This is a genomic window from Flammeovirga sp. EKP202 (assembly GCF_014534745.1).
Taxonomy (GTDB): Bacteria; Bacteroidota; Bacteroidia; order Cytophagales; family Flammeovirgaceae; genus Flammeovirga.
The window spans coordinates 18,338-34,171 of the sequence record NZ_JACVVP010000028.1 but is presented as its reverse complement, the minus strand read 5'-3'; the positions used below and the strand labels follow the sequence as shown (position 1 = coordinate 34,171).

The window sequence follows — 15,834 nt, the reverse complement described above, 5'->3', positions numbered from 1 at the left end:
CAAGTTATTTTTTATTACTCACCAATCCTTCAAATACCTTCGGTAAAAAACGCTTGATTAATACTGCCATTTTTTCCCTAGGTCTGCCGATTACCACTTCACTTTTTCCGTTTGTGACTGCTTTTATAATATCTTGAGCCGCTTTTTCAACCGTAATTCCTTCTTTCCCTTCATCTAAATGACCTTGTGTAGATCCATCGCCCAAAAGAGCATTTTTGGCAAGGTCTGTTTTCACATATCCGGGTAGAATATTGGTGATTTGAAGATTTGGTATGACGTTTTCGGCTCTTAAAGAATCAAAGAAACCTAAGAGTGCATGTTTAGAAGAAGAGTAAGCAGTTCTTTCTGGAACACCGAACTTTCCTTGAACACTATTAATGGAAACTATAATGGGATTTGATACTTCTCTGAGATAAGGTAATGAGGCTTTGGTGAGATAAAGCTGTCCCCAAAAATTGACTTTAAAGATTTGCTCAAAAGTAGCATAAGAAGTCTCTTCAAAACCTGCTCTTTGACTGATTCCACCTATATGAAAAATACAATCAATCTTTTGATGAATAGCATAAGCTTCCTCTGCTTTTTGATGTAAAACCTCTTTATTATCTGCAAGGTCTAAAGGTAAAATGCTTACTTCTACTTTTGGATCAATATCCTTTTTTACTTCCTCTAATTTTTCTTGATTTCTAGCAGAAAGAATCAGTTTAGGAGATTGCTGACTTAGTAATAAAGTCACTGCTTTTCCAATTCCAGAAGACGCTCCTGTGATCCAACAAACCTTATTTTCAAACCTCATTATTTTATTCATGCCCGAAAATACAATCTATATCTGAATTAAGTAGGATACGTTATCAAAAGTTCAAGTTTCAATAGTTCTTCGTTTTATTTTGAACTATTGACAAAAAGTAAGACAAAGATCATCCGTTAGAGGGGTTTAGTGGATCTTAATCACTGTTATGAATCAACAGATACTTCGTATATTTGCAAATCAATTCGAAATAGATAAAAGTATCCCATCAAAATTAATTTTATTATTTATTGTTGTCCTTAAATATTAGCAGCAACAACTGGTAAAAAGTTATAATTGAAGGAATATTTGGAGGAATTCATATTAACATAAAAATCAAATGTCAGTCCATAAATCAGATATAAAAAAGGTTACTACGCATCAATTAGCAGCAATGAAAGCAAGAGGTGAGAAAATATCAATGCTTACCGCTTATGATTATTCGATGGCTAAGATTATTGATGGTGCAGGTATTGATGTTATTTTAGTAGGTGATTCAGCATCCAATGTGATGGCAGGTAATGAAACAACTTTACCAATCACTCTAGATCATATGATTTATCACGCTACTTCTGTGGTCAACGCTGTTGATCGTGCGCTTGTAGTGGTGGACATTCCTTTTGGTAGCTACCAAGGTAGTTCAACTGAAGCATTACGCTCTGCGATCCGTATCATGAAAGAGTCAGGCGGACATGCTGTAAAAGTGGAAGGAGGAAAAGAAATTGAAGATTCTGTAAAAAGAATTTTATCAGCTGGTATTCCAGTGATGGGACATTTGGGATTAACACCTCAATCTATTTATAAGTTTGGTACGTATACAGTAAGAGCAAAAGAAGAAGCTGAAGCTCAGAAATTAATTGACGATGCCAAGCTGTTAGAAGAATTAGGATGTTTTGCCTTAGTATTAGAAAAAATCCCTTCAGCATTAGCAGAAAGAGTTGCAAAAGAGTTGACTATACCGGTGATCGGTATTGGTGCTGGTTCTGGAGTGGATGGACAAGTATTGGTTGTTCATGATATGCTAGGTATTACACAAGACTTTAAACCACGTTTCTTAAGGAGATATGCCAACATTGGTGGTATGATGACTGAAGCTGTTCAGCATTATATTCAAGATGTGAAAGCGGTAGATTTCCCGAACGAAAAAGAACAATACTAATTCATTTTTGAGTTAGTCTAAAATTTCGAAACTATGAAAATCGATCAATCACAAGTCATCTATGAAGACAATCATTTAGTGGTTGTGAATAAAGCTCCAGGTATTCTTGTACAAGGGGATGAAACAGGTGATGAAACTCTTTTGGATATTGTAAAAGAGTATATCAAAGAAAAATACAATAAGCCCGGTGCTGTATTTTTAGCACCTGTTCACCGTTTGGATAGACCTGTAAGTGGTGTTGTTGTTTTTGCCCGTACTTCAAAAGCGGCAGAAAGAATGGCGAAGATCTTTCAAGACCATAAGATTACAAAAAAATATATCGCTCTAGTTGGTAAAAAACCTCAATACGATGAGGACACAATGATCAACTGGATGAAGAAAGATCCTAAGAAGAACCGTTCACACGTTTACCAATCTGAGAAAAAAGGTGGTAAGTATGTAGAGACGTATTATCAAATGCTAGGAAGAGTGGGTGATAACTACTGCTTGGAAGTAATTCCAAAGACAGGTCGTTCACATCAGATCCGTGCACAACTAGGAAACATTGCTTCTCCAATTGTTGGTGATATGAAATACGGTGCTCCAAAAAGAATCATGAAAGGTAAATTGATTTTCCTTCATGCAAGAGAATTGGAATTCGAACATCCTGTGAAAAAAACGCCTGTACGTTTTACAGCGAAACTTCCTGATCATGATGTGTGGAGAAACTTCACAGAAATGGCAGCGAGTATCTAATAAAAGAAGGTACTTATTCACATAATGGTAAAAACCTCTGTATTTTCAGGATTGGAAATGCAGAGGTTTCTTTATTTTATCAACATTATTGTTGGTAACTCCTGTTGATAAGTGCAATTGTGAATAAGTCTTGTTTTCGTGGATAAAATCAATGATTGGAAATCAAAAAATGGAATGTTAGTAATGTGAATAACTTAATTCACACTCTTGAGTAAATCATTTAAATAATTATTAGTCAGTTATTTACATTGTTAGTAATATTTTGAAAATCTACTTATTCACTGTGATGTGAATTATTTAAGAGTTAAACTTACTCAAAGTTACTTTTCCTAAAGTTAAATTTTAACGCTGATAAAATGGACTAGTGTTAGTAACATTTCACCTTTTATAGCGGTTGATATTCACACTCAGAAATAGTGTATTTGTTATAAACAAAGAACCCCTAAGCTTCATTCACTTAAGGGTTGCCTTTGATATATTTTGATGATTTATAATTGTATAATGGAAGTTGGATTTCCTTCTACTTTGATTGTTCCACTACCTGAATTTCGGATGGATAAAACACCATCGCAATGAACATGAACATTACCAGAACCCGTATTTGAAACTGTAACGTCTTTTGTAATCAATTGACTAGCTTTCAGATTGCCAGAACCATCCAATCTCGCATCTAACTTTTGACTGTTACCATATAAAGAAATATTTCCACTACCCGTTCTTTTCACCGAAATAGCATTAATAGCTATTTTTTCAATATTGATATTTCCAGAACCATCAAGTTGGGCATCAATAGTATTGATAACATTTGAGGCATCATCTACAGCGATTTTTCCACTGCCTGCAAGTTTGATCTTTAATTGATCAGATGTTAAGTCATGTACCAATATACTGCCACTTCCGTTTAAAGTCACATTTTGAAGTGAAGTCACATTGAGGTATAATTTGAAGTCATAATTTCTAAAGTTCTTATCTAGTTCAATGACTAAAGTACCGTTTTCAACCTTATAAGATAGATAGTTCATCACCTCTTGTTGAGTTTCAACCACCACAGATTGAGCATCATTTTGATCAATCACTACATCACCAGCTATATTTAATTCAATGCCATTTATTTCCTCTTCAAATTCTAGATCAAAGGTTTGTGAAGGTACACCATTAAGGTTTCTTTCATTACAGCTTGAAAAGAAAAAAATTGAACCTAGTAGAATTAAGAATATGTTTTTCATTTTTATTGTTTATTTAATTTTAGAGTCTACATACTGATGACACACAGTTGAAAATTTACCCCTATTCCAACAAATAATTTTTGTTGTATTTTTCGTTTTATTCTGATTATTAGTGTGTTATACTTCTATGTTTTAACGTTTTAACGTGAGCTCAGTTTTATATAAAATGGTAAAGTAGTTATATGAAATAATCATTTCATGGGGTTGAGTTTGGGTAATGGACAAAACTCTTTTCCTATTGGATGTTGAAAATTCAAAATTTATTTATTTACTTTGAATTACAAAGTACTTTTTATGAAAGAACAAGATTACATCAACGACTTAAAAGAAATCAAGGATATTATGAACCGTTCATCTCGGTTTATCTCCTTGAGTGGCCTCTCTGGAATCAGTGCTGGGATTTGTGCATTAGTAGGAGCATATTTCGCTTATGATATTCTATATAATATCGGTTATGAAAGAAATATTATAAGTGAAAAAAAGATTGATGCCCTTATTATCACTGGTGCAATAACATTATTGGCGGCAATTGGTTCTGCTTTATATTTTACATTTTCAGAAGCAAAGAAAAACGGTCAGAAGCTATGGGACCTTCAAGCGAAAAGGTTATTGATCAATTTGATGATACCACTGGCAACGGGCGGTTTACTGACATTGTTATTGGTAGCAAAAGGATTTATAGGTTTGGCCGCTCCCCTGACTTTGATTTTTTATGGGCTTGCACTCGTGAATGCTAGTAAATATACCATCTCAGAACTACGTGGTCTTGGGATAATTGAAATAATTTTAGGACTTTTGGCGACGCAATTTATAGGATACGGTTTATGGTTCTGGACAATAGGCTTTGGTTTCTTGCATATTGCTTATGGTCTATACATGTATTTTAATCCTCAAAAGTGAAAGACTTATTAAATAATTTAAATAAAGCATTTGAAAATAAAGTTCGATTGGGAATTATGGCGGCACTTGTTGTAAATGAGTACCTGGATTTTAATTCCCTTAAAGAACTGCTTGGTGTCACAGATGGCAACTTGGCAAGTCACTTGAAGTATTTGGAGAAGAATGAGTTTGTTTCGGTAAGAAAAGAGTTTTTGAACCGTAAACCTAATACCAAGTATTCTGCTACCAATGAGGGAAAAGTGGCCTTCCAAAAACACATCAAAGCCATTGAAGACTTACTAAAATAAAAAATTTTAAACTATTACTTTGTGTTTCAAAGTACTTTTAAATTATTACTATTATGTACAAAAACTTATTTCGAAGAGAAGAAAAAATACTCAAAAGAAGATTAGATAAAGTGGTACTTCAATTGATGCTAAGGCATTGGTTCTCATTTTAATATAAAAATTTTATCCATTCACTTTGTAATTCAAAGTACTTTTGATAAACTATGAAAGTAAAAATGATATTGCCAGCATTGGCAGAAGCTGAAAGTCCTTTTTGGAGACCGATCAAATACTCTTTATTTCCACCGTTAGGTTTAGCCACTTTAGCTTCTTATCTCTCCTCAGAAGATGAAATTGACCTTCAAGATCAGCATGTAGAAACACTGAACCTTAATGATGAGCCCGATCTTGTAGTTATTCAGGTTTATATCACGAATGCGTATCGCTCTTATAAAATTGCAGATCACTACAGAGCAAAAGGAGTCTATGTGGTGCTTGGCGGTTTGCATGTGACTTCTCTTCCTAATGAAGCGGCACCACATGCTGATTCTCTTTTTTTAGGACCGGGCGAAGAAACTTTTCCTCAATTTCTCAAAGACTTCAAAAATAAAAGACCTCAAAAAAGGTATTTCTCACCTGTCAGAACGCTCGTTGGAGCTCCGCCGATTAGACGGGACTTAATTAAAAGAGAACGTTATCTCGTTCCTAATTCAATTGTAGTGACCAGAGGTTGTCCTCATCATTGCGATTTCTGTTATAAAGACGCCTTTTTTGAAGGAGGAAAAGGCTTTTATACACAGCAAGTGGATGATACATTGGCAGAAATTGATCGCTTGCCAGGTAAACATCTGTACTTTTTGGATGATCACCTTTTAGGTAATGCAAAGTTTGCCACTGAATTATTTGATGGAATGAAAGGAATGAACAGAGTATTCCAAGGAGCAGCCACAATTGATTCTATTTTAAGAGGAAACCTCATAGAAAAAGCAGCAGCAGCTGGACTAAGAAGCTTATTTGTAGGATTCGAAACCTTTTCCCCAGAAAACTTAAAGCAAAGCAACAAAAAGCAAAACCTACAAAAAGACTATAAGAAAGCGGTTCAAAGACTACATTCTTTAGGAATTATGATCAATGGCAGTTTCGTTTTTGGACTGGATGATGATGATAAAGATGTGTTTAAAAGAACAGTAGATTGGGGAGTAGAAAACGGAATTACTACTTCTACTTATCATGTTTTGACGCCTTATCCCGGAACTAAACTCTTTAAAGATATGGAAAGCAGTGGTCGTATCATTACTAGAAATTGGGATATGTATGATACCAGAAATGTCGTTTACCAAACCAATAAACTAACGGCTCAGGAATTAAAAGAAGGCTATGGTTGGGCGTATAAAGAGTTTTATGCTTGGTCCAATATTCTAAAGGGAAGCCTCAGTCATGATGCACATAAGCACAAACTAAAACATTTGCTATACAGTGGTGGATGGAAAAAATTTGAACCGCTTTGGAACTTCATCATTAAATCTAGAAACCTCAATAATATGCTTCCTCTTTTGGAGTCCATCTTATCTAAAGTGAACTATAAAGAGAACAATGTTGTGGAACTGATTTCTAAAAAGGAAGACAGAATAAAGCAAAGACCAAAGGTGATTATCAAAACTTTGGGTAAGCAAACTAAAGTGTCATAAAAACGAGTCAAAAAATTACTCATTTAATATAAAACTTTTAATCTAATTATTATGGAACAACAACAAAATCAAAAGCCCCAGAGAAGTTGGGCAAAGAACACAGTGATGGTCAAAGTGGGCATTATTACTATTTTAATGCTGTTATTATTAATACCACTTTCTATGATTGAATCCATTATTTACGAAAGGGAAAATATGAATAGAAAAGCCATTAAAGAGGTGTCTTCGAAGTGGTCAAATGAACAGGTAGTGAAAGGACCAATTCTAACAGTTCCCATGTTGATGGAAAGAGAAAATCAAGAGGGAGAAGTGATAGAATACACAAAGTACTGGTACTTGTTACCTAAAGAATTAAAGATTGATGGTGACGTAGATCCAAGATCACTAAATAGAGGTATTTACGATATTATAGTGTACTCTTCTAATTTAGATGTGAAAGGACAATTTGATTTAAAATCAATTCCAAAACCTAGCGATTTGAAAGAAATACAATTGGATAAAGCATTTCTCACAGTTGGAATTAATGATCTCCGAGGAATTAAGAATCAAATTAAAGTAAAATGGAATGATACTACTTTGGATATTGAACCAGGAAGTAGAATACCGAAATTAGTAGAAAGTGGTGTGACAATTCCCGTTACACTTTCTGAAGAGGGGCAATCAAAATATGATTTTAGTTTTAATTTGGTACTTCAAGGAAGTCAGAACCTTTCCTTTATTCCACTTGGAGCAACTACTCAGGTAAGCATGCATTCAAAATGGGACTCACCAAGTTTTGTCGGAAACTTTCTCCCTGATACTAGAGAGGTGACAGAAGAAGGTTTTACAGCAAAATGGACCGTACTGCAGTTGAACAGAAACTTTCCTCTACAATGGATATCAGGTGAATTCAAACAATACAGCAACTTTGATCAATCCGCTTTTGGAGTGGATTTACTAATCCCTGTCAATGATTATCAAACCTCTATGCGTTCTGCGAAGTATGGAGCCATGACTATAGCGTTGACCTTTTTGATTTTCTTTTTGGTGGAAGTGATCAACAAAACAAGAATTCACCCTTTACAATATGCCATGGTGGGGATTGCCCTCTGTTTGTTTTACACCTTATTGGTATCGATCTCAGAACATAGTTCTTTCAACCTTGCTTTTGGAATTGCTTCAGTAGCCATTGTAAGTATGATCTCATTATACTCCTTGAGTTTATTTAAAAACAAGAAACTGTCCTTAATGTTAATGCTGATCTTATTCGGAATTTATACCTTCTTATTTATCACATTACAAATGGTCGATTATGCTTTACTGATGGGTAGTATTGGGTTGACGATGATCTTGGGGGCAACAATGTTCTACACAAGAAAAATCAATTGGTATCAGTTGAATTTATCAACAGCGGGTAGCGTAAGTTAATTTTTGAAAGTAAAAAAAGACCAGGCCAAAATAATTAGCCTGGTCTTTGTCATGTTGAACGATTTGAATAAGTATTTGATCTGTTTGTTCTCAGCGTCAATTACTTAATTTAATTGATTGGTTACTTTTTGCGGTATATTGAGAACATCGACCAGAATGAACCCATCTAAACAATTATTGAATTTCGGATCGATATTGAAACCGATAATCTTTCCATTCAACTTGATGTATTGACGGATCAGGACTGGAACTTTGTATTTTTTAGAATCAATTTCCACTAATAATTTGTCCAGTTCATTGATGTTGAAATACTCTTTATTGGTCAACTTATCAATGTATTCCTGTACATTAGAAGTGATTTTATATTTCTTTCTTGGTTTAATAAGGTGAGAAAGTTCGTGGTTGTATAAGAACTTATGTGAGTAATAGATAATTGCATCTTTTGAAGCATCAGAATAGTCATTACTAATGCTGACCGACCCAAACATATATCTATAATGAGGATTTCTTTTTAGATAAATATTGATCCCCTTCCAAAGGAAAAATAATGGGAAAGCGTCCTTTTGCTTTTCTTTAATCACAAAAGATCTACCTAATTCAATTCCTTGTCGTAAGATAGGTTTAAAACCTTCTTTATATTTAAAAAGGGTATTAGTGTAAAAACCTTTTTTACCCACATATTCCATAATTTCATCGCCTTTACCGATTCTGTAAGAACCAATTACACGGCTTTCTTCTCTATCCCAAATGAACAAATGCTGGTAATATTCATCAAAGCGATCTAGATCAATGGAATGATTAGTCCCCTCTCCTACATCTCTAAAAGTCTTCTCTCTAAGTCTACCAATCTCAAGAAGGATATAAGGAATTTCTTCAGAAGGACTGATATATACATCATATTGTTTTTGACTGAAAAGTAGTGATGAAGAAGATAAATCTTTGATTTCTCCTTCTAACACATCTTTTGGAATAGGTTGAAATAATGGTTCGGCCTCAGTTTTTACTTTTTTGTTTGGTTTCAGGAATTTTTGAGATTTTAGTCCCTCTCCTAATAAATAAGTTTTGTTTCTAAGGAAAGAACTTATTTCCTCAATTGTTTCGTGTTTTTGGTATTCTTTAGGTTGTATGGGTTGACCAATTCTGATTTTAACTTTGTGCCCTTTCTTATTTAAAAATTCTTTAGGGATTTGCATCGTTCTTAATGATGGATGCACTTTACCTAACAAGTGGAACATCCAGCTGTTCACCCCATGAAAATAAATTGGAACGACAGGTACATCTGCATTTTGAATTAAGCGAATAGACGATTTTGTCCAAGGTCTATCTTCTATTCTTTTATTACTATTATAATAAGTAGAAACTTCACCAGCTGGGAAAAGACCAATTGAGTTACCTTCATCTAAGGTTTTCAGTACTTTAGAAAAAGCATTTAGTTTCTTTTTACGAAAAGGATCAACACTGATAAACAAGTCTTGAAAAGGTTTCATGACCTCCAAAAAATGGTTAGCAGTCACTTTAAAATCAGGTCGTACCTTGTTCATCATCTGAAGTAATAATACACCATCAAGTAACCCATAAGGATGATTGGAAATACTAATAAATGCTCCTTCTTTAGGAATTTTAGCTAGATCTTCATCACTGACTTCAAAAGAGATATTAAGCATATCCAATGCTTTCTCAATCAATTCAATCCCTTCATAACGAGAAAGTTTAGTATACATCTCGTTCATTGCTGAAAGCCCTAAGGTCTTCATGATAAGCTCGGTAATCACCTTGTTGGTGCCAAGCTCTCTCATCATTTGATCAGTTGGTATTATTTCAGTTTGCATAACTTTTATTTCTTTTCGAAAAGGTAGTAATCACATTTTATCTGAAAGTTATTATAAGCTTAATTCTATTTTGTTTTTAGGTGAATTAGAAGTTACAATGTCATCTTAAGGTAATAAACTAAAGGTTGTTAGATATTCATCAAACAGTCGTTTTTTATTCGATTCAATTTAACCTGTTAAATACTATCAATCAGTGAATTATGAAAAATAACACTTCAAATATTTAACTCATAAATCCAAAATAGATATCTGAATTCTCTTAAAATAGTTTTTGTAATATTTGACTATGCAAATAGGAGATTTTGTGTGAAACTCATAATTATTGGTCTATGATTAATGTTATAAATAGTGAGCAATTGGTAATCATGAGTTCATCTTAATTATTTCACAATGAGTAATAATGAATTGTAATGCCCGCTTTTAGCACATTTGAGTGAACAAATTAAAGTGAATTTGTAAAGTCAAATATGAGTTGAATTCATCTTTTTGAAAGAGGTGTGGTGATCAAGTTTAATTCAAAAAAATTGACTTTTTCTTTGAGAAATAATGGATAACTGATACTTTGAGGCCATCATACAAAACACCAATAAACACATGAAAACTTTTACTCCCTCTGAGGTAACTACAGCACAAATGCATGGTTACTTGTTAAATTCTATTGCCCCTCGTCCAATTGCTTTTGTAAGTACAGTTGATGATGAAGGTAATGTTAATTTGAGCCCTTATAGCTGCTTTAATTTTTTTGGAGCCAACCCTCCTATTTTAGTTTTTTCCCCCACAAGAAGGGTAAGAGATAATACCACGAAGCATACTTTGGACAATATTTTAGCCACTAAAGAGTGTGTTGTCAATATTGTGACTTATGATATTGTAGAGCAAATGTCCCTATCCAGTACCGAATACGGTAAAGGCATCAATGAATTTATCAAGTCTGGTTTAACAGAAGTTCCATCAGTAGACGTAACACCACCAAGAGTGAAGGAGTCGCTGGTCCAATTTGAATGTAAACTTCAGCAGGTTATTGCGATGGGAGAAGAAGGTGGAGCAGGAAATTTGGTACTATGTGAGGTTATAAGAATACATGTAAATGAAAGTATACTAGATGAAAAAGGGATGATAGAAGGTTCCAAATTAGATTTAATGGGAAGAATGGGTGGAAACTATTATGTAAGAGCATCAGGAGATGCATTATTGAGTATTGAAAAACCAATTAGAAAAAAAGGAATCGGAATAGATCAGCTTCCCCTTCATATAGTTGAAAGTGAAATATTGACAGGAAATCAGTTAGCAAAACTTGCCAATATAGAAGCTATACCATCCATTGAGTCTTTAGAGCATATAGAAATTCCTATGATGGATTCTAGAGAAAATAATCACATTTTGGCAGGTAAATTATTAGATAAAGGAATGGTAGAAGAAGCTTGGAAGGTGTTGTTGAATTAAACAAAAAATCCCCTCTTACAGCATGAAAAAACTGTAAGAGGGGGTTTTTCTTATAAATTTTAAGCTTACTTCCAGCCTTCGTTTAAGAAGTCGTGGAATGTATCGCCTCTTAAACCTAAACGAATAGTTTCTAAAGGAATAACTTCTTTAGGAGCGATATTACCAAGGTTTACGTTTGTACCGATTAACTTGATAAACCAAACTTGTTGAGCTTTTTGAGGAGCTTCCCAAATAATATTTTCATAAGGGATTTGTGTTAAGATTTCCTCCACTAAACCAGATCTAACCTCACCTGAAGAACGGAACAAACCAACGTTTCCACCTTCACGAGCTTCACCGATAACTTTCCAAGCTCCAGCATCTAATTCTGCACGCATCAATTCGATCCATTTATATGGAGGAATGATTTTTTCAGCATCTTTAGAACCTACCTCAGAAAGTACTGTTGCTCTTTGAGATAATTTGTTGATGTACTCACATTTTACGTCGTGAGCCATATCCATTGAGCCATCCGATACCTCTGCAAAGTCCAAACCGAATTTGTCCATTACTCTAAGGTAATCTTCGAATTGATTTCTGATTACAAAAGCCTCAAATAATGTACCTCCTAAATAAACGTTGATACCCGCTTCTTTGTAAAGGTTGATTTTATCTTGAAGCTGAGGAGTTACATAAGAAGTAGCCCATCCTAACTTTACTATATCAATGTAATCTCCTGATATAGACAAGACGTCTTCAACTTCACGTAAAGACATACCTTTATCCATTGCCATTGTTAAACCTTTGTTTCTTGGTTTAGCACTTCTTTCAGGAAGATTATTTAAAACGTAATTCATTATCGGACGATTTGAAATAAAAAAAACCGACTTATTATGTCGATACATTTTTAATTGCTTACTAAGTGTATTCAAACATAACACACAATAAGACGAGGCGCAATTTCGTAAAACTGAATCGCTTATAGTGTATATTTATGTTAAAAAAATAAAATATTAATGCTAATTATCAATTAATAGTAAATAGCTCACCAAAATGATTAGATGAAATGTAAAAAAAATCAAATCAAAGATAAATAACCATGAAAAGTTACTTTTTTCGAAAGCTTTGAATCGCAGATTCTAGTATTTTTTTCACGGTGTTATTCGGAATAAAATCCACTAATTCGGTATGAGCATCATAATTCAGCCTCAATGCGGTTTCAATATGTTTGTAGGCATCTTTTAGCTTTCCAGAAAGCATGTAGTAACCCGCTAATCTGTAGTGAATGGAATGATTTTCCTCCAAGTGTTCAAGTGCTCTTTTCAGTACTTTTATTGCTTCCTCATTTTCATTTTCATTATAATAAACCATTGACCATTCTATCCAAGCTTTAGATCTATGAGGGTTAATTCTACAACTTTCCTCAAATGCTTCTATACTTGAAACTAAATTTCCCAATGCAGCTTCTGCTAGTGCTAATGAAAACCAATACTCATCATAAAATTTATTCAGTTTTACGGCTTTGCTTAAATAATGCGTAGCTTCTAAGTGATTTCCTAATAGTCTGTGATTTTCACCAATTCCAAACCAAGCTTCATCATAATTTTCATCGGCTTCGATTGCCTTTTTGAAATAGCGGATTCCAACATTATAATCTTTCATCAACTCTGCCGATGCTCCCAAATGACAATATAGCTCTGCTGAAGGTTCATCCGAATGCTGTAAAGCTTCCAAATATCCTCTAAATGCTTCAGCATATCTTTTAAGGTTCATGTAGCAATGTCCTATTTGCATATGAGCACTCTCAAAAGAATCATCAATCAGAATAGCATATTCAAATGCCTTAAGAGCATCGTCATATTCTTTAATTTGACTGAAGTAAATACCTAGGTTATACCATGCATCTGTATTGTAGGGATCATTGTCGACAAACTTCTGGAGGAAGTCTTGGAGTTCCTTTGTTTGATGAAGCTGTACGCTACAGTCTACTAGCTCGTAGATGGTATTTTCATGTGACATATCGCTTTCAATGGACTTTTTAAAAGCTTCTACAGCCTTCTCAAATTCATTGATGGATTGAAGTGTAATACCAATGTTGTAATATATATCGGCTGGATTTTCTGCATAAGGGAGAGCATTTTCAAAGCTGCTTATGGCTTTATCTACTTCTCCTACGATCGAATGTAGGGATCCTTTATGAAATAAGACGTTGAAGTCTGTAGGTGCAATTTGCAATGCTTCATTTATAGCAGCAAAAGCATTTGTATAATCTCCTGAGAAGGCTAAAATCCTTGCTTGAAGTACTTTAATTGTACTTGTAAAAGGATAAACGCTGTTGGCTACCTCGCATGCTTTAAGTGCTTTTTTTATATTGAAATTAACAAAATAGTGTTCAATGATATCTTCAAAGGTACTTAGGTCAAAAAATTCTACTCTTCCCTCCTGTTCCATTAATTCAAATTTTTCTAAAGCACTTTGTATGTTATTTTGACTATCGGGCATCTTGAAGTTTTTAAATAGAAAGTTCTTTACAATATCGTAATAAATATAATGTAAAATTGTTAATAGACTTCTATTTGTGTGAATTGTATTTAATGGATTAACGGGGGGATAGCGGTCGATATATCCCTATTGTTTTGAATTAATCCAAAGCATTGTTTCTTCCAAAGAATGGAAATTAATATTCAACTTTTCTACCGCTTTGGTATTTTGGTATTGATAAGAAGAAAACAAAGTGTTGATTAGATCTTTTGTGAGAGCATTTTGTTTACTACTGAAAATGGATAGGATTTTCTTGATGTAATAAACAAATAATACGGTTGAACGAGAGATGCTTTTGACCGGAGGATTTACATTAAGTTGTTTGCTGATGATACTTAATGCTTCTCTGAAAGGAAGGTTATCCGCATTTAAAATAAAGCGCTCTCCAGTAATAGGAAGATTTAGTACATTAACTACACCTTGAGAAACATCTCTTACGTCTACAGATGAGAAAAGCCCGCTAGGATAGAACTTAACACCTTTTTTGATGTAATTAAGAATAGATAGACTACTTCGTTTGAAATCACCTACCCCAAAAATTACAGAAGGGTTTAAGATGACCATATCTAAACCTTCTCTAAACCCTCTCCAAACTTCCTGTTCCGCATTGTATTTTGAGATAGCATATTGTGACATGCCTTTTTCTCCTGTCCATTTTGATTCCTCATTGATTTGATCACCAAATTCAGGAATGCCCAAAGCCGCAATTGAGCTAATGAATACAAATTTTTTAATATTGGATTGCAGGGCAATGTTGACAAGGTTAGCAGTTCCATCAACGTTGATTGCACGAAGTTCTTCCCTTGAGGTATTAAAAGAAACGATGGAAGCAGCATGTACAATGTACTCTACTTCTTGCAGTACTTCGGATAGTTTACCGGGATCTAACAAGTGAACATCTACCCATTCTATTTGATCACTTTCGTTTTTAAGAAAAGATTTATCATTTTGAATGCCGTTCATAGCCACGACTTGAGCACCTTCCTTGAGTAAGGCTTGAATGATATATCCTCCTACAAAACCGGTTCCCCCAGTTACAAAAACTTTTTTCCCTAGTAGTGCCAAACTTTTATCTGTTTCTTTTAAAAAGTTGCAATTTGATTGTTTTTCAGGTTCAAACCTAATGATTTATTATAATAAGATGAATTGAGAACCTTTTTTAACCCTTCTAAATGTTTCGGTTTGTGACAGTCAGTTCCTATAAAATCCACTAGATTATCATTAATAAGTCTTTCAGCAATATTTTTTGACTTTGAGGAGTAATACCCTAATAAAGACAGGGCATTGATTTGAAGCATAGCCCCAATGTTTTTCCACCTTTTGATTTCTTCGTAATCATCAAAAACATAGGAATATCTTTCAGGGTGTGCAATAATAGGTTGGTATCCCTGAGAAATAGCCATGAAGATTGCTTCGTCAATAAATAAACAAGGATTGATAAATGATGTTTCGATTAGTAAGTAGTTTTTACCAAAAGTTAGAAATGGTTTTTTATTTCTTAGGTTTAAAAGAAAGCCATCGTCAAGGTAATATTCAGCTGCAAATTCAATTGTAATATCGATGTTTTCTTTGGCTATTTCTTTTTTAACAAGATCAACTTTTTTACCAATTCCCTCAGGTGTATTTTTATAAAAATCACTCATAATATGTGGAGTTGCCACTAAGTGTTTATAACCTAATTGATGAAGTCCTTTAATAATCGCCATTGACTCATCTAAACTTGAAGCTCCATCATCAAGTTCAGGTAAAAAATGAGCGTGCATGTCCATGGTAAGCGCAGGACCTTGAGGAGTGGTAATAACCTCTTTAATTTCTTTTTTATTGGTGGAAAAAAGACGTGAAAACCAACCCATAATAAAAACTTTAAAACAATTGAA

At 33.9% G+C, this 15,834-nt stretch carries 14 protein-coding genes; 7 read left to right on the top strand and 7 right to left on the bottom strand.

Annotated features, from left to right (window positions below):
• Nucleotides 1–4 precede the first annotated feature (4 nt).
• On the bottom strand, nucleotides 5–793 hold the full coding sequence (locus tag IC221_RS17135) for an SDR family NAD(P)-dependent oxidoreductase (RefSeq protein ID WP_223241417.1): 789 nt from the start codon (nucleotides 791–793) through the stop codon (nucleotides 5–7).
• A gap of 331 nt (nucleotides 794–1,124) precedes the next feature.
• Here IC221_RS17135 and panB point away from each other — a divergent pair, with 331 nt between their 5' ends.
• Both panB and IC221_RS17125 read left to right on the top strand, forming a co-directional pair.
• Entirely contained in the window at nucleotides 1,125–1,943 is an 819-nt protein-coding gene (gene panB, locus IC221_RS17130; RefSeq protein ID WP_188170141.1) for a 3-methyl-2-oxobutanoate hydroxymethyltransferase, read from the top strand.
• 33 nt (nucleotides 1,944–1,976) lie between these two features.
• Nucleotides 1,977–2,678, top strand: a complete 702-nt coding sequence (locus IC221_RS17125; RefSeq protein ID WP_062619544.1) for an RluA family pseudouridine synthase — start codon at nucleotides 1,977–1,979, stop codon at nucleotides 2,676–2,678.
• Nucleotides 2,679–3,166: 488 nt separating this feature from the next.
• On the opposite strand, the gene IC221_RS17120 is transcribed toward IC221_RS17125, so the two are convergent.
• Entirely contained in the window at nucleotides 3,167–3,904 is a 738-nt protein-coding gene (locus IC221_RS17120; protein WP_188170140.1) for a head GIN domain-containing protein, read from the bottom strand.
• Nucleotides 3,905–4,198: 294 nt separating this feature from the next.
• On the opposite strand from IC221_RS17120, the gene IC221_RS17115 reads away from it, so the two are divergent.
• The 4 genes from IC221_RS17115 (at nucleotide 4,199) to creD (ending at nucleotide 8,165) form a co-directional block, all read left to right on the top strand.
• Nucleotides 4,199–4,804, top strand: coding sequence for a hypothetical protein (locus IC221_RS17115; protein ID WP_188170139.1), 606 nt, complete (start codon nucleotides 4,199–4,201; stop codon nucleotides 4,802–4,804).
• Entirely contained in the window at nucleotides 4,801–5,091 is a 291-nt protein-coding gene (locus IC221_RS17110; RefSeq protein WP_044211174.1) for a transcriptional regulator, read from the top strand. The genes IC221_RS17115 and IC221_RS17110 overlap by 4 nt, the downstream gene beginning before the upstream one ends.
• Before the next feature lie 203 nt (nucleotides 5,092–5,294).
• A complete protein-coding gene (locus tag IC221_RS17105; protein WP_188170138.1) occupies nucleotides 5,295–6,758 on the top strand; it encodes a radical SAM protein in 1,464 nt (487 codons plus the stop codon).
• Nucleotides 6,759–6,809: 51 nt separating this feature from the next.
• Nucleotides 6,810–8,165 carry a cell envelope integrity protein CreD gene (gene creD, locus IC221_RS17100; RefSeq protein ID WP_188170137.1) on the top strand — a complete coding sequence of 452 codons (1,356 nt, stop codon included), beginning with the start codon at nucleotides 6,810–6,812 and terminating at the stop codon, nucleotides 8,163–8,165.
• 104 nt (nucleotides 8,166–8,269) lie between these two features.
• Here creD and IC221_RS17095 read toward each other — a convergent pair whose 3' ends face one another.
• Nucleotides 8,270–9,994 (bottom strand): lysophospholipid acyltransferase family protein, encoded by a 1,725-nt coding sequence (locus IC221_RS17095; RefSeq protein ID WP_188170136.1) that lies wholly within the window; start codon nucleotides 9,992–9,994, stop codon nucleotides 8,270–8,272.
• A 594-nt stretch (nucleotides 9,995–10,588) separates the two neighbouring features.
• Between IC221_RS17095 and IC221_RS17090 the strand changes: the two genes are divergently transcribed.
• Nucleotides 10,589–11,437, top strand: a complete 849-nt coding sequence (locus IC221_RS17090; protein ID WP_188170135.1) for a flavin reductase family protein — start codon at nucleotides 10,589–10,591, stop codon at nucleotides 11,435–11,437.
• A gap of 65 nt (nucleotides 11,438–11,502) precedes the next feature.
• Here IC221_RS17090 and IC221_RS17085 read toward each other — a convergent pair whose 3' ends face one another.
• The 4 genes from IC221_RS17085 to IC221_RS17070 form a co-directional block, all read right to left on the bottom strand.
• On the bottom strand, nucleotides 11,503–12,273 hold the full coding sequence (locus IC221_RS17085; RefSeq protein ID WP_044211180.1) for a phosphosulfolactate synthase: 771 nt from the start codon (nucleotides 12,271–12,273) through the stop codon (nucleotides 11,503–11,505).
• Nucleotides 12,274–12,523: 250 nt separating this feature from the next.
• Nucleotides 12,524–13,918 carry a tetratricopeptide repeat protein gene (locus IC221_RS17080; RefSeq protein WP_188170134.1) on the bottom strand — a complete coding sequence of 465 codons (1,395 nt, stop codon included), beginning with the start codon at nucleotides 13,916–13,918 and terminating at the stop codon, nucleotides 12,524–12,526.
• 126 nt (nucleotides 13,919–14,044) lie between these two features.
• Nucleotides 14,045–15,022, bottom strand: coding sequence for an NAD-dependent epimerase/dehydratase family protein (locus IC221_RS17075; protein ID WP_188170133.1), 978 nt, complete (start codon nucleotides 15,020–15,022; stop codon nucleotides 14,045–14,047).
• A 17-nt stretch (nucleotides 15,023–15,039) separates the two neighbouring features.
• Nucleotides 15,040–15,810, bottom strand: coding sequence for a tyrosine-protein phosphatase (locus IC221_RS17070; RefSeq protein WP_188170132.1), 771 nt, complete (start codon nucleotides 15,808–15,810; stop codon nucleotides 15,040–15,042).
• Nucleotides 15,811–15,834 lie beyond the last annotated feature (24 nt).

What these genes read in the sequence shown, in the direction of transcription:
- IC221_RS17135 (WP_223241417.1), bottom strand. Translation starts at nt 793, where the DNA reads ATGAGGTTTGAAAATAAGGTTTGTTGGATCACAGGAGCGTCTTCTGGA.
- IC221_RS17105 (WP_188170138.1), top strand. Translation starts at nt 5,295, where the DNA reads ATGAAAGTAAAAATGATATTGCCAGCATTGGCAGAAGCTGAAAGTCCT.
- IC221_RS17125 (WP_062619544.1), top strand. Translation starts at nt 1,977, where the DNA reads ATGAAAATCGATCAATCACAAGTCATCTATGAAGACAATCATTTAGTG.
- IC221_RS17095 (WP_188170136.1), bottom strand. Translation starts at nt 9,994, where the DNA reads ATGCAAACTGAAATAATACCAACTGATCAAATGATGAGAGAGCTTGGC.
- IC221_RS17120 (WP_188170140.1), bottom strand. Translation starts at nt 3,904, where the DNA reads ATGAAAAACATATTCTTAATTCTACTAGGTTCAATTTTTTTCTTTTCA.
- IC221_RS17070 (WP_188170132.1), bottom strand. Translation starts at nt 15,810, where the DNA reads ATGGGTTGGTTTTCACGTCTTTTTTCCACCAATAAAAAAGAAATTAAA.
- IC221_RS17085 (WP_044211180.1), bottom strand. Translation starts at nt 12,273, where the DNA reads ATGAATTACGTTTTAAATAATCTTCCTGAAAGAAGTGCTAAACCAAGA.
- IC221_RS17115 (WP_188170139.1), top strand. Translation starts at nt 4,199, where the DNA reads ATGAAAGAACAAGATTACATCAACGACTTAAAAGAAATCAAGGATATT.
- IC221_RS17080 (WP_188170134.1), bottom strand. Translation starts at nt 13,918, where the DNA reads ATGCCCGATAGTCAAAATAACATACAAAGTGCTTTAGAAAAATTTGAA.
- panB (WP_188170141.1), top strand. Translation starts at nt 1,125, where the DNA reads ATGTCAGTCCATAAATCAGATATAAAAAAGGTTACTACGCATCAATTA.
- IC221_RS17090 (WP_188170135.1), top strand. Translation starts at nt 10,589, where the DNA reads ATGAAAACTTTTACTCCCTCTGAGGTAACTACAGCACAAATGCATGGT.
- creD (WP_188170137.1), top strand. Translation starts at nt 6,810, where the DNA reads ATGGAACAACAACAAAATCAAAAGCCCCAGAGAAGTTGGGCAAAGAAC.